At 63.9% G+C, this 12,359-nt stretch carries 11 protein-coding genes; 6 read left to right on the top strand and 5 right to left on the bottom strand.

Annotated features, from left to right (window positions below; translation table 11 throughout):
• Positions 1 to 1,121: 1,121 nt before the first annotated feature.
• From AC1MEM_RS16430 to AC1MEM_RS16410, 5 genes are all read right to left on the bottom strand, one after another.
• A protein-coding gene (locus AC1MEM_RS16430; protein WP_499471930.1) for an IS3 family transposase occupies positions 1,122 to 2,299 on the bottom strand; the annotation gives its coding sequence in 2 pieces (ribosomal slippage) (positions 1,122 to 2,032 and positions 2,032 to 2,299; 1,179 coding nt in all).
• A gap of 50 nt (positions 2,300 to 2,349) precedes the next feature.
• Positions 2,350 to 2,658 (bottom strand): hypothetical protein, encoded by a 309-nt coding sequence (locus AC1MEM_RS16425; protein ID WP_499472222.1) that lies wholly within the window; start codon positions 2,656 to 2,658, stop codon positions 2,350 to 2,352.
• Positions 2,659 to 3,282: 624 nt separating this feature from the next.
• Complete coding sequence (locus AC1MEM_RS16420) at positions 3,283 to 5,661, bottom strand: heavy metal translocating P-type ATPase (RefSeq protein ID WP_499472220.1); 2,379 nt, start codon at positions 5,659 to 5,661, stop codon at positions 3,283 to 3,285.
• A gap of 86 nt (positions 5,662 to 5,747) precedes the next feature.
• The gene (locus tag AC1MEM_RS16415; RefSeq protein ID WP_499472218.1) at positions 5,748 to 6,332 is read right to left on the bottom strand and encodes a cytochrome b/b6 domain-containing protein; all 585 of its coding nucleotides are present in this window, start codon (positions 6,330 to 6,332) and stop codon (positions 5,748 to 5,750) included.
• Positions 6,333 to 6,371: 39 nt separating this feature from the next.
• A complete protein-coding gene (locus AC1MEM_RS16410; protein ID WP_499472216.1) occupies positions 6,372 to 6,833 on the bottom strand; it encodes a universal stress protein in 462 nt (153 codons plus the stop codon).
• Positions 6,834 to 7,154: 321 nt separating this feature from the next.
• Here AC1MEM_RS16410 and AC1MEM_RS16405 point away from each other — a divergent pair, with 321 nt between their 5' ends.
• The 6 genes from AC1MEM_RS16405 to AC1MEM_RS16380 all read left to right on the top strand — a co-directional run bounded on the left by AC1MEM_RS16405 (position 7,155) and on the right by AC1MEM_RS16380 (position 12,357).
• The gene (locus AC1MEM_RS16405) at positions 7,155 to 7,658 is read left to right on the top strand and encodes a universal stress protein (protein WP_499472214.1); all 504 of its coding nucleotides are present in this window, start codon (positions 7,155 to 7,157) and stop codon (positions 7,656 to 7,658) included.
• Entirely contained in the window at positions 7,658 to 10,279 is a 2,622-nt protein-coding gene (locus AC1MEM_RS16400; protein WP_499472212.1) for a cation-translocating P-type ATPase, read from the top strand. Before AC1MEM_RS16405 ends, AC1MEM_RS16400 begins: the two co-directional genes overlap by 1 nt.
• Entirely contained in the window at positions 10,276 to 11,100 is an 825-nt protein-coding gene (locus tag AC1MEM_RS16395; protein ID WP_499472210.1) for a universal stress protein, read from the top strand. The genes AC1MEM_RS16400 and AC1MEM_RS16395 overlap by 4 nt, the downstream gene beginning before the upstream one ends.
• Before the next feature lie 175 nt (positions 11,101 to 11,275).
• Positions 11,276 to 11,713, top strand: a complete 438-nt coding sequence (locus AC1MEM_RS16390; protein ID WP_499472208.1) for a universal stress protein — start codon at positions 11,276 to 11,278, stop codon at positions 11,711 to 11,713.
• A gap of 7 nt (positions 11,714 to 11,720) precedes the next feature.
• The gene (locus AC1MEM_RS16385) at positions 11,721 to 12,080 is read left to right on the top strand and encodes a hypothetical protein (RefSeq protein ID WP_499472206.1); all 360 of its coding nucleotides are present in this window, start codon (positions 11,721 to 11,723) and stop codon (positions 12,078 to 12,080) included.
• Between the two features lie 100 nt (positions 12,081 to 12,180).
• Positions 12,181 to 12,357, top strand: coding sequence for a universal stress protein (locus AC1MEM_RS16380; RefSeq protein ID WP_499472204.1), 177 nt, complete (start codon positions 12,181 to 12,183; stop codon positions 12,355 to 12,357).
• Positions 12,358 to 12,359 lie beyond the last annotated feature (2 nt).

Below are 12,359 nucleotides of genomic sequence, written 5' to 3'. Positions count from 1 at the left end.
CATCATTCTGCCGCTGGCTGGACAGCGCGCAATCACCGCTCACGCTGTCTTGTTGGGCTCGGTCTGTTTGCCACTAGTCTGGTGAGGCTTAGATCTTGAGCCGCGGACAGACGAGACACGATTCGATGCCTCGATAGTTTACCTCGTTCTGCCGTGAGGAACGGCAACAGGCGCTGGAACCATCCTTTGGAACGAACGAGCTGGACAAGGTTCCGGCAAGCTTTCGCCTTACAAAAGTCTACCTTTGGGAACACGAAATTTTGAAGTCCCGGAATGTTGCGAGCAGATTTTAAGTTATCGCTAGAGGCGTCACCGGCTCTGCGCGCCTATCTGCATTGGGCACAGGCGAAACTGCGATAGCGGAAATCGTTAGGGCCTGCCATGGCGGCAGCTGTCTTCGTACTGGTCGTGTTCCACATTGCCGAAGCCGGACTAACTTGCTTATTCAAATCGGCTGCCATGAGCAAGCGTAGGATTGCAGCGCAGGGATCCTGGGCCATCGCGTTCGAAAAGGATTTCGATTAGCTCGAAGCGACGCTACCCGATGGACGCCGGCACCTAAATTACTGGCGTCGCTTGCGATTCAGATACATCATTGCCCAACAGCGGGTTACTGCTCTGACACGGGAAAACCTGTGGGAATACCGAACTCGACAATATAAAACCTAATGTCGAGTTGGTAGCATGGCGCACTTACGATGTCGAACTATGAATTACTTAAACGCTCACCTCTAAAAATACCCTCTTTTTTCACCTGATAGCTACCTGTTTTCACGGATCGAAGCTTTTTGCGATTACGGGGTATGTGTAGATGTACGCGTTTATTGCATTTTTTTCGTGTCTATTTAGGTGTATCGCGCTACAGCCACCTCCCTGGGGAGACATTCGACGCGTCTGCGTTACTCCTAAAGTATTGGCGCCAACGCTCGCTCCATGTGTTGTCGCGCGCGGGCTCTCTTCCCCTGCTGGACCAAGCCGTGCCTGCAGTTGCCATGGGAAGGAAACACCGTCAAGAATGGATCTGTACTGAGGGCGTGGTTAAGCCACATACGGTTATTTTGCCCCCCACCCCGCGGTAGGGTTAGACGTGTTTTCCGGGGCGACTTCGTGAACTGTAGTGGTCAAGTAATTTCGGACACGACGATAGGTTCTTTTGCTGCCATGGTGCGTTCATAGACGCTGGGCGGCAGATTGCCCAATACAGAATGCAGGCGCTCGCAGTTGTAGAAGCCGGCGATGTAATTGGCCACATCAAGCTTGGCTTCGGCGTGGTTCTCGTAACTGCGCTGCCAGACGCGCTCCATTTTCAGGTTCAGGAAGAAGCGTTCAGCAACTGCGTTATCCCAGCAGTTCCCTTTGCGGCTCATGCTGCAGACGAAGCCGTGTTCGGCCAGCAAGGCCTGGTACTGGTCGCTTGCATATTGACTGCCGCGGTCGGAATGAACAACCAGTCCGGCGGCTGGCCGGCGCGCCTGGATTGCCATGCGCAAGGCATCGCAGACCAAGGTGGCTGGCATGCTCGGCGCCATTGCCCAGCCCACGACTCTGCGCGAGAATAGGTCGAGCACGACAGCCAGATACAGCCAGCCGGCGCCGGTCCGGATATACGTGATATCCGACGCATAAGCCAAGTTGGGCGCTGCTGGATTGAACTGCCGGGCGAGTACGTTTGGTGCAATCGGCAGTGCATGCTTGCTGTCGGTCGTGTGCACGAATTTGCGTTTCCAGACTGGTTTCAGGCTGGCCTGTTGCATCAGGCGGCGCACCTTGTAACGGCCTACCTGAAGGCCGCTATTGGCCAGTGCCGTAACCAGGCGACGGCTGCCGTAACTCTGGCCGCTGCTCATGAACGCGGCACGCAGATGCACGCTCGCTTTGCAAAAAGTCGGCGTGGCTGCACGACGCTTGGCTTCGTAAAATCCGGCCCGGCTCACGCCCAGCAGGCGGCAGGTTTGTGCGACAGGTACGGCCTTCATTTGCAGCTCGTCAATGAGCCGATAGCTCACTTGAGCTCGCGGGCAAAGAAGGCCGATGCCTTTTTTAATACGTCTACATCACTACGAAGCTGGCGGTTTTCCTGCTCCAGTTGCCGAATACGCTGCTGCTCAGCCGTCAGCGGTTTGCCGATGCCTGGCTGGCCTTGTTGCTCGGCCTCGTACTGCTCCATCCAACGACGGATTGCGGTCACACCGATATCCATCGTCTGGCTGACATGCGAGATGCTAAGGCCTTGTTCTTTGATCATACGGACGACCTCGAGCTTAAAGCTGGGGTCAAAATTGCGGCGTTGCCTGGTCATGTAAACTCCTTCGAAGGTGAATTATCCACCTATCGAGGTGTCCGGAGACATTAGACCACTACAAACTCTTTGACGCCTGATGCGCGTGTTTTGTGGGGACGATTCGTCTCTTCCCTCTCGCGCATGCGATCTATCTCATCGTTAAGTTGTTCGACCCTCGCGCTTTGTGCGGTTGATGTTGCGATTGCGTTGTCGCGTTGTAGGCGCATCGTCTGGGTCTCTTCTCGCGCGAAGTCACGCTCCTGAGTGAGCGTCGTCAGCGCGTTTTGAACGGCGCTAAGTTCGCCACGCAACTCCCCTGCCGCTTCCTGAACGGCGGCTTGCTCTGCGCGGAGGTGCTCTAGTGACTTGGCATGCACGTTCCGCTCGCTTGCATGTTCGAGCGTTACCCGCGAACGCTCTCGTACCATCACGATCCGAAATGCCAGTATCGTTGGGGCAAATACACCATAAGGCCCTCTGGCAGCTCATCCATGACAATCTAATGGATCCAGGACGTCTGCTGCGCGCTCTGCACACGATCGGCGGAAACGCCGGCCTGCACATGTCGTCTTTCGACAGTCCAGCTGCAGGATCAGCACTGTGGCCACATGAAAGTTCAGGACGACGGGCGGCGTTGTTCCGGCAGGGATCTGGCGCAATGTAAGCTGAGACACGGCGGCCAATTTCAGCATCGGCGACGTTGGTCGAGGTCCTGTGGCGAGCACAGTTCATGGGCTTCATGAACGCACTCTTTCACGGGATCGACTTCCCCCCGCTGCAGACATCCGAACTGCGTCCCTTGCGCGACTCTGTTCATGCCTTGGGTGTCATTGCATTATGGGCCTTTGCGATCGGTGCTTTCTTTGCGCAGGTACATAGCGCGATCTCGCACATGCATTTTCACCGCCCCGTCCGGCACGCACAGCCTGGCTGGCGCTTTCGACCTCCGCGGCTGCTGGGTCCCGGACGTCTTTCCGGTTGCATCGGGGGCTCACCGCAAGTTACTTCGCGGTGCCGCGCAGCCTGAGCGCATTGGTAATGACAGAGACTGAACTCAGGCTCATTGCCAGCGCCGCGATCATCGGCGACAGCAGCCTTCCGGTGAAGGGGTACAACAGGCCGGCAGCCAGCGGAATGCCGAGGGCGTTGTAGACAAACGCGAACGCCAGGTTCTGGCGCATGTTGCGCACCGTCTCCAGCGACAGCGAGCGCGCCCGCGCGATGCCGCGCAGGTCGCCCTTGACCAGGGTAATGTGCGCCGAGTTGATGGCGACATCGGTTCCTGTCCCCATCGCGATACCGACGTCGGCTTTGGCCAGTGCGGGAGAGTCGTTGATACCGTCGCCGGCCATGGCGACCGTCCTGCCCTCGGCCTGTTTGTGTTCGACCAGCGCCAGCTTGTCCCGCGGCGTGACTTCGCCATGCACCTCCGGAATACCGAGCTTCCCGGCGATCGACTTTGCGGTCGTGATGCCGTCGCCCGTCGCCATCACGACCGTAATGCCGGCTTCCTTCGGCGTTGCCAGCGCTTCCGGTGTAGTCGCCTTGACCCGGTCAGAGACCGCAACCAGGCCTTGCAGCTGCTGGTCTGTCGCAAGATACATCACGCTGGAACCCTCGAGGCGCCAGGCCTCTGCCTGCCCCGCCAGCGCTTGCCAATCCACCTGTTCCATATCCATGAGGGTGGTATTGCCCAGTGCGATCCGTTTGCCATCGACGGTGCCGCGGACGCCGATGCCACTGGCGGATTCGAAAGTGTCGGGCCTGGACAGCACCAAACCGCGGCTACGCGCTTCAGCGACGATCGCATGGGCCAGCGGATGCTCGCTGCCCTGGTCGATGCTGGCGGCAATCCGCAGCACCTCATGTTCGCTTCCACCGGGCACCGCCGCAGCTGCCTGAAACGCGGGCTTGCCTTCCGTGAGGGTACCGGTCTTGTCGACGATGAGCGTGTCGATCTTGCGCATGCTTTCGATTGCTCCCGCATCCCGAAACAGGATACCTTGCATAGCGCCACGCCCGGTCGCAGCCATGATGGACATCGGCGTCGCCAGTCCCAGCGCGCACGGGCACGCAATGATCAACACCGAAACGGCGTTGACGAAGCCGTACACCCAGCTGGGTTGGGGCCCGAACATTCCCCAACCTACCAGGGTCAGCAGCGCGATCGCCACCACGACCGTCACGAAGTAACCGGCGACCACGTCGGCCAGCCGCTGCATCGGCGCACGCGACCGCTGTGCCTGCGCGACCATTTGCACGATCTGCGACAGCATCGTCTGCGCCCCGACCTTTTCCGAGCGCACAATCAGGCTGCCACTGGCATTGATCGTGGCCCCGATCACCTTGTCGCCAGGGCGCTTCGTGACGGGCACGGGCTCGCCGGTCAGCATTGATTCATCGACCGCACTTTCGCCTTCCAGGACCACACCGTCGACTGGCACTTTTTCGCCGGGACGTACCCGGAGGGCGTCGCCTACGTGCACGTGGGTCAAGGGCACGTCCTCTTCCGTCCCACCTGGATTGACGCGCCGCGCCGTCTTCGGCGCCAGGCCGAGCAGCGACTTTATCGCCGCGGAGGTCTGGGCGCGCGCGCGCAGTTCCAGTATCTGACCCAGCAAGGTCAGCGATATGATGACGGCGGCCGCTTCGAAGTACACGCCGATCCGTCCATGCATCAGAAAGGTTCGTGGAAACAGTCCCGGTGCGACGGTCGCGACGACACTGTAGCCGTAGGCCGCGGCGACGCCCAATCCGATCAGCGTCCACATATTGGGCTTTCGATTCCTGACGGATTGCGCGCCTCGCACGAAGAATGGCCATCCGGCCCACAACACAACCGGGGTACTCAGCGCGAGTTCGATCCAGCTTTGCCCGGGCAGACCAGCCTGGAAGATACGATGTCCGGCCATCGCGAGCACCGTGACGATGACGGTCAGCGGCAGCGTCCACCAGAAGCGGTGCTTGAAATCGACGAGTTCCGGATTCTCCTCCTCATCCAGCGATGGCAGCACCGGTTCAAGCGTCATGCCGCAGATCGGACAGTCCCCGGGTTGTGGCTGCCGGATGTCCGGATGCATCGGACAGGTGTAGATAGTGCCCTCCCGTGCCTCCGCCGGAGATGCAGGGCTAGCCCGGGCCCGCCCAATGTACTGCTGCGGCGACAGACGGAACTTGTCGATGCAATTCGTACTGCAGAAATGGTAATCTTCGCCCTCGTACCAGATTTCCTTAGCGGGATCGCTGACGACTTTCATCCCGCACACCGGATCCGTGAACGGCTTGTTTTCAACTCCAGTCCCGTGGCGTGACCAGTCGACAGTTTCATGATCGTGGCGGTGATCGTGTCCATCGTGACGGTGGGACGAAATGTCACTCATATCCCGGCCTTTCCGGTCTTGCGGCCTCGTTCCGCCTCCGTGGTCAGCCAGCCTCGAATCGCAGGGATGGCCAATAATGCGTTTTGTTACCCATTATCGCCATGACCGGTGGCGGTCGCTGTTGGCTCAGGCGTAACGGCCATACCTTCCTGCAGCGTATGCAGTTGAAACCACCAAAAAAGTAGAACGCACACTAGCACCACAGCAGCCACGCTACGCCATGCGCTACGTATGCCATCTTGCGACCGCCCGATCTTGCGTCCGCTGATCATTGCCCTGATCAGGTTTTCCCGGTGAAGCCAACTGCTGACCAACACGCCGGCCACATGCACGCCAATCACCGCCAGCATCAGGTTCGCAAAGGTCTCGTGCAGTTCTTCTATCGTATCGCCTCCAAGCTCATAATAGGTCGCCCAACCGGAGGCGGCAACGATAACAGTCAGGAGCAAGAAGGCAATGATCGTCACCGCCCCCGCAGGATTGTGGCCAATATAATCGTCTGGGCCGCGGTGAAAAACTGTACTGAAGTAATGCATCACTTCCCTGGGACCTCGTACGAAGTTCGCAAACCGGGCATAGCGTGTACCGATTAGGCCCCAAGCCAGTCGAAACGCGACCAGGCCCGCCATGGTGTAGCCAAACGTCACGTGCAGCAGGCGCCAATTATCCATTTCATGGCAGCTCCTTGCAAGATGAGGACCGTGATCAGGTCACAGCACGTTATCCGGGCAGGCAGCCTCGCGCAGCACCAGGACCGGGACGGGTGAATAAGCGAGCACCTGCTGGGCGACGCCTCCTGTCAGCACCGGCGGGACGATGCGTCCGCCGTGCGCACCGAGGACGATCAGGTCGCAGGCATTCTGCTCCGCGGCGTGGATGATTTCGTCGCCCGGGAACGCCGAGACCGCGGTGACCGCCTGGCAGGGCACGCCTGCTTCATGGGCGAATCCCGCCACCCGGGCGGCGTGATCGATCGCGTCCCGGTGCGCGCATGCAAAGACCGCATCGAGATCGGCTTTCGTCTCCATGCCGCCCGGCCTGGCAACAGCCGGGTGCGCGACCGACAACGCCACGAGCCGGCCGGCGTTGCTCTGCGCCAGCGCAACGGCGACACGTGCGGCACGCTCGGCCAGCCAGGAACCGTCGCTGGCGACAAGTATTGCCCGGAACATCTTCCCTCCTGCAAGCCTTTGCGAGACGAGGCTCTGTTCCACATCAGGATGGAAGCCTTTACCTGAAAAAGCTTTGATGTCGATCAAATCTATTCGAATGCCGCCGGCCAGCGTGGCGCGTCTGACGCCAGCCGCCTGTGGCGTCGGGGAGATCGCTAACACGTTGTCCGGCTCGCGCAGGCCTGGTGATCCAGGCCCCGAAGCAAGGCCTGTGAACGCGCGGGCGTATTTGATCTATATCAAAGACGTAAGCGGTCTGGGCGCCCATTCTGGCAGAGCGGCCATCCGGCGTGCATAAAAATTCTTCTGCGGGAGACGGCAATGTATCAGCGCATTCTCGTTCCTACCGACGGTTCCGAGCTGGCGGCGGTCGCGGCCAATGCAGCGATCTCCTTCGCGCAGGCCTGTGGCGGCAACGTCGTCACGCTCTCCGTCGCCTACCCCGAACCCGTGCTACTGTCGGCCGAAGGAGCTGTCGCGGCAGGCACCGAGCTGGGCGTCGACGTGCTGCTCGAGCAGGCGCAGCAGTACGTCGGGCAGGTGGCGGACGCTGCTCGCCAAGCCGGTGTTGCCTGCACGGCGCTCACCGCCTACGGTTACTCGCCGGCCGACGAGATCATCGAGGTGGCCAAACGCCAGCATTGCGACCTGATCTTCATTGCCTCCCATGGACGCCGCGGCCTGAGCCGGCTGATCGCCGGCAGCGTGACCCAACGCGTCCTGGCCTACTCACCGGTACCGGTCATGGTCTATCGGCCGCACATCGCCCATGCGCGGGGTCGGATCGCCCCGGATTCCCCCGCAGCACTGCGGTCACCCGGCTGATGGGATACCGGGAGCCGCCGGCGGCAACTGGCGCCGGCCCCAGCCCGCCCGCAGCCGGCGCCCCTGTCGGGCTCGACAGTGACGAAGCGGCGCGGCGGCTCGTGCGCGACGGGCCGAACGCGCTCCCTTCCGGAGGACAGCGCGGCTGGCGCGCCATCGCCTGGCAGGCTGCGCGCGAACCGATGTTCGCGCTGCTGTTCGCGGCCGGCCTGCTCTATCTGCTTCTGGGCGAGCCGCGAGAAGGCACCCTGATGTTCGCCCTGGTCGTTGCCACGCTCGGGATGACGCTGTACGAGGAAGGCAAGGCCGAACGTGCGCTTGAGGCCCTCCGCGACCTGAGCACGCCCCGCGCAATCGTGGTCCGCGACGGCCGCCGGCTGCAGGTGGATAGCCGCGAGGTAGTCGTTGGCGACCTGTGCGCGATCAGCGAGGGCGACCGCGTTCCCGCCGATGCACTGCTGGTGGAGGGCCAGGACGTCCATGTCGACGAGTCGCTGCTGACGGGAGAATCGGTGCCGGTACCGAAAAGCCCCGCCCACGCCATCCCCGGTCACGCAACACGCCCTGGCGCAGGCGATACGGCTGCCCTGCTCTCCTGGACACTGGTGGTGCGCGGCCACGGCATCGTACAGGTCACCGCCACCGGCGCCGCGAGCGCCATCGGCGGCATCGGCCAGTCGCTGGCGGCCATGGCGCCGGAACGTTCGCCGCTGCAGAGGCAAATGGCGTCCGTAACCGCCCGCTTTGGCCTGGCCGGCGGCGCCCTGAGCCTGCTGCTAGTAGCATATCAATTGGTCCGTGGCAGCGCCCTGCTGCAGGCGCTGCTGGCCGGGCTGGCGCTGGCGCTGGCCATGCTGCCAGAGGAATTTGTGGTGGTGCTAGCCTTGTTTCCGGCCCTGGGCGCCTCGCGTCTGGCGCGCGCGAACGTCCTGACGCGCAACCTGGCCGCGATCGAAACGCTCGGCGCCACGACCGTGCTCTGCGTCGACAAGACCGGCACGCTCACCGAGAACCGGATGAGCGTGGCGGCGCTGTACGCCGGCGGCCTGGAGTGGCAGGCCGGCGCGCCGCCCGTCCAGGCATTGCCGGACGCATTGGCCGCCCTGCTCGACGTCGGCATGCTGGCGAGCCGGGCCGACGGCTTCGAGCCGATGGACCAGGCCCTGCACCGCCTCGGCGCCGAATTTCCCGACGCACTCGGCGGCGGGCGCGAGGACTGGACCCTGGCCCGCGAATACGGCATGAGCGCGGCGCTGCGCGCGGTGGCGCATGGCTGGCACGCCGGCGCCGGACAAGCCGCCATGGTGGCGGCCAAGGGCGCCCCCGAAGCCATTGCCGAGCTGTGCCACCTGCCGGCGGCCGCGTCCGCGCCGTTGCTGGCGGCAGCCGACGCGATGGCAGCGCGCGGATTGCGCGTACTGGCGGTCGCCCAGGCTGCGCACGCCAGCCGCCGCTGGCCGGACGCGGTGCACGACTTCGATTTCGTGCCGCTCGGACTGGTCGGTTTTGCCGACCCGCTGCGTGCCGGCGTCGCCGAGGCCGTCGGCGAGTGCCGCGCGGCGGGCATGCGCGTCATGATGATCACCGGCGACTATCCGGCGACCGCGCTGAACATCGGGCAGCAGGCCGGCCTGGCCGGGACGGAACCGCTGACCGGGGCGCACATCGCGATGATCAGCGAGGAAGAGCTTGCGCACAGCCTCGCGCACACCGACATCTGCGCGCGCATCGCGCCCGAACAGAAACTGCGCATTGTGCGCGCTCTGCAGCGCGCTGGCGAAATCGTCGCCATGACCGGGGATGGCGTCAACGACGCCCCTGCCCTGCAGGCAGCCCATGTCGGCATCGCCATGGGCCGGCGCGGCACCGACGTGGCACGGGAAGCGGCGGACCTGGTGCTGACCGACGACCATTTCGCCTCGATCGTGCGCGCCGTGCGTGCCGGCAGGCACGTGTATGCGAACATGCGCAAGGCAATGGTCTACATCGTGGCCGTACATGTGCCGACGGCCGGTTTGGCACTGCTGCCGGTGATGCTCGGATGGCCGGTCGTACTCGACCCGGTCCACATCGTGTTCCTCGAGCTGGTGGTCGCCCCAGCCTGCGCGCTGGCCTTTGAAAACGAGCCCGAGGACGGCGATCTCATGCAGTGCCCGCCGCGTCCACGCAATATGCCCCTGCTCGACCGCGGCACGCTCGTGCCGGCGCTGGCGCAGGGAATGATCGTGCTCGCGCTGGCGACAGCCACCTACGCATGGGCACTTGAGGCATTGGCACCCGTGCAGGCGCGGGCTATCGCTTTCACGGTATTGGTGGCGGCGAATGTGGGACTCATCTTCGGTAACCGCTCGCACAGCCTGACCGTGTTCGAATCGCTTCGCCTACCCAACCGCGTCGCCTGGCTGGTGGCCGGCACGGCCCTGGCTGCGCTCGCGGCCGTGCTCTACCTGCCACCGCTGGCCGAACTGTTCCGCTTCGCTGCGCCGACGCCGCTCCACGTGCTGGCTGCCCTCCTCATCGGCCTGGGCGCCGCCATGCCCTTCGACCTGCTCAAGCTGGCCCGGCGGCGTGCGCGGGGCGCGGCCCCGGCATCAACATCATCCGTACGGAGGAAAACATGAACTGCAAGACCATCCTGGTTCACGTCGACGAGTCCGCGCACACGGCCACACGCACCGCGCTGGCGTCGCAACTGGCGCTGCAACACGATGCCCACCTGGTCGGGGTCGCCCTGACCGGGGTGTCGCGCTACTACTACCGGGAAGGCGCGGCCGACCTGGCGCGCACCGTGCTGGCCCCCCATATGGACATGCTGTTCGCCCGGGCCGGCGCAACGCTCGACGGGTTCGAGCGGCAGGCCGACGCCGCCGGCGTACGTTCGTACGAGCGGCGGCTCGTTGACGACGAGGCCGGCGCTGGCCTGGCATTGTGCGGACTCTACGCCGACGTGCTCGTCCTCGGACAGCGCGAACCCGGCATGCCTTCCCCGCCGCCGGGAGGCGAGCTGGCGGCGCACGTCCTGCTCGCCTGTCCCCGCCCCGTGCTCGTCGTTCCCTATATCCAGCGGGACGCCGTCATCGGCAAGCGCATCCTGATCGCCTGGAACGGCAGCGTCGAGGCGGCCCGCGCCCTGAGTGCGGCGCTTCCCTACCTGCGCCGGGCCGAACGGGTTGCGGTCGCCGTCTTCCGCCCCGCGGACCAGCCAGCAGCCGATCCGGACCTCCTGCCCTACCTGAAGCGGCATGGTATCGAGGCGATCCTGCTCGAGGAGTCTCCTGGCCTTGCAGGCGGCGAACCTTTGCTGTCGCTGGTAGCCGACCAGGCTGCGGATTTGCTCGTGATGGGCGGCTACGGCCGGGCTCGCTTAAGCGAACTGCTGCTCGGCGGCGTCACACGCACGATCATGGCATCCATGACCGTCCCGGTGCTTATGGCGCACTGAGCTGTACGCACGGCGCAGCATCATTGTCCAGTGCGTCACGCAAAGTTCTTGCATTCAACTCGAAGAATTTGATTCAGATCGTAGCAATCGGCTAACAACGATCGCAGACTGTTCCGAAGCAGGGCGTCCGACGCTGCGCCATTCCTGTTCATCAAGCCATCTCAAGGAGGCACGCATGTCCAGACGGATATTGGTTCCAACCGATGGATCCACGGGCGCGAATGCCGCGGTCGACGCGGCAATCGGATTGGCCCACGACAGCGGCGCCCGCATCATTGGCCTGCATGTCACGAGCCTGCCCGTGCTGTTGAGCGAGGGGACTGGCGTTGTCGGCGTCCCACAAACCGCGGATGCCTCGAGGGAATATCTCGGCTATGTCGAGCGCCGCGCCGCCCAGGCCCATGTGCCCGTCGAGGTGCTCACCCGGCGTGCCGACGCCCCCAGCGATGCGATCCTCGCCACCGCGCGCGAGCTGCAGTGCGACCTGATCGTCATGGGCGCGCACGGCACAAACACGGCTGTCGCCCACAGGCTCGGCAGCCAGACGTCCGCCGTGCTGGCACAAGGCATGGTTCCCGTGCTGGTGGTCCCGGTCCATCGCCCGGCAGGGTGAGCCTGCCATGCGATTCAAAACCGTCCTGGTCCATGCCGACCTGTCGTGCCACGCCCAGGCACGCATCGAGCTGGCCGCCGCCATCTGCGCCGAGCACGGCGCCCACCTCGTCGGCGCGGCCATGACGGGGGTCTCGCGCGCAGTCTTTCCCAACGGTTGCGACACCAGCCCGGGCACGCTGCTCGCCAGCTACGTCGATCCGCTCGTGCAGGCGGCGCGGCGCGCCTCGTGCTGGTGGTACCGCGCATGGGGGCTGCGCCGGATTGCCCGCGCCGGGTGCTGCTGTGCTGGAACGGCAGCCGCGAAGCGGCGGTGGCGATGGCCGTCGCCGTGCCCTTCCTCCAGCGCGCAACCCATGTCAGCGTAGCCGTGTTCAGCCCCGCTTTTCCAAACGAAGCGGTCGACGCGGCGGACCTTGACGACGCGCTCGCCTTCCTCGGCCGCCATGCGGTGCGCGCCGGGCGGCCATGCGCGACCCCGGCCGCGACACCGGGAGGGCGATCCTCGACCTCGCCGCCGAACAGGGATGCGACCTGGTCGTCATGGGCTGCTTCGGCCATACACGCTTCCAGGAACTCCTGCTCGGCGGCGCGAGCAGGACCGTATTACAGGAGGCGACGCTGCCCGTGCTGATGGCGCGCTGAGA

Source organism: Telluria sp. AIW5, assembly GCF_056680575.1.
Note: the sequence above shows the minus strand (reverse complement) of the source record. Positions and strands in the feature narration are given on the sequence as shown.

Bases quoted from the DNA above. Each gene is read 5' to 3' on its own strand.
- AC1MEM_RS16395 (WP_499472210.1), top strand. From the start codon at position 10,276: ATGAACTGCAAGACCATCCTGGTTCACGTCGACGAGTCCGCGCACACG.
- AC1MEM_RS16390 (WP_499472208.1), top strand. From the start codon at position 11,276: ATGTCCAGACGGATATTGGTTCCAACCGATGGATCCACGGGCGCGAAT.
- AC1MEM_RS16405 (WP_499472214.1), top strand. From the start codon at position 7,155: ATGTATCAGCGCATTCTCGTTCCTACCGACGGTTCCGAGCTGGCGGCG.
- AC1MEM_RS16420 (WP_499472220.1), bottom strand. From the start codon at position 5,661: ATGAGTGACATTTCGTCCCACCGTCACGATGGACACGATCACCGCCAC.
- AC1MEM_RS16400 (WP_499472212.1), top strand. From the start codon at position 7,658: ATGGGATACCGGGAGCCGCCGGCGGCAACTGGCGCCGGCCCCAGCCCG.
- AC1MEM_RS16415 (WP_499472218.1), bottom strand. From the start codon at position 6,332: ATGGATAATTGGCGCCTGCTGCACGTGACGTTTGGCTACACCATGGCG.
- AC1MEM_RS16410 (WP_499472216.1), bottom strand. From the start codon at position 6,833: ATGTTCCGGGCAATACTTGTCGCCAGCGACGGTTCCTGGCTGGCCGAG.
- AC1MEM_RS16380 (WP_499472204.1), top strand. From the start codon at position 12,181: ATGCGCGACCCCGGCCGCGACACCGGGAGGGCGATCCTCGACCTCGCC.
- AC1MEM_RS16385 (WP_499472206.1), top strand. From the start codon at position 11,721: ATGCGATTCAAAACCGTCCTGGTCCATGCCGACCTGTCGTGCCACGCC.